This window comes from Salmonella sp. 32031103-2018-00083-FB-01-SM-01 (genome assembly GCF_017571995.1).
Lineage (GTDB): Bacteria > Pseudomonadota > Gammaproteobacteria > Enterobacterales > Enterobacteriaceae > Salmonella > Salmonella enterica.
Window position 1 is genome coordinate 1 of sequence record NZ_JAGEQL010000026.1, and the last position, 521, is coordinate 521.

1 tRNA gene and 2 rRNA genes are annotated in these 521 nt (G+C 49.1%); all 3 read left to right on the forward strand.

The features are described 5' to 3' along the window. Window positions 1-78, forward strand: a 16S ribosomal RNA gene (locus J4614_RS21930); the annotation flags it as partial. A gap of 85 nt (window positions 79-163) precedes the next feature. Continuing rightward, window positions 164-239 (forward strand) — tRNA-Glu (locus J4614_RS21935). 193 nt (window positions 240-432) lie between these two features. Next, window positions 433-521: ribosomal RNA gene (locus J4614_RS21940) — 23S ribosomal RNA — on the forward strand; the annotation flags it as partial.

Here is a 521-nt window from a genome sequence, read left to right on the forward strand (position 1 = left end):
ACCACTTTGTGATTCATGACTGGGGTGAAGTCGTAACAAGGTAACCGTAGGGGAACCTGCGGTTGGATCACCTCCTTACCTTAAAGAAACGGTCTTTGCAGTGCTCACACAGATTGTCTGATGAAAAGTGAATTGCAAGGCGTCTTGCGAAGCAGACTGATACGTCCCCTTCGTCTAGAGGCCCAGGACACCGCCCTTTCACGGCGGTAACAGGGGTTCGAATCCCCTAGGGGACGCCACTTGCGCGGTAATGTGTGAAAGGCGTTGCCATCAGTATCTCAAAACTGACTTACGAGTCACGTTTGAGATATTTGCTCTTTAAAAATCTGGATCAAGCTGAAAATTGAAACACAGAACAACGAAAGTTGTTCGTGAGTCTCTCAAATTTTCGCAGCACGATGATGAATCGCAAGAAACATCTTCGGGTTGTGAGGTTAAGCGACTAAGCGTACACGGTGGATGCCCTGGCAGTCAGAGGCGATGAAGGGCGTGCTAATCTGCGATAAGCGCCGGTAAGGTGA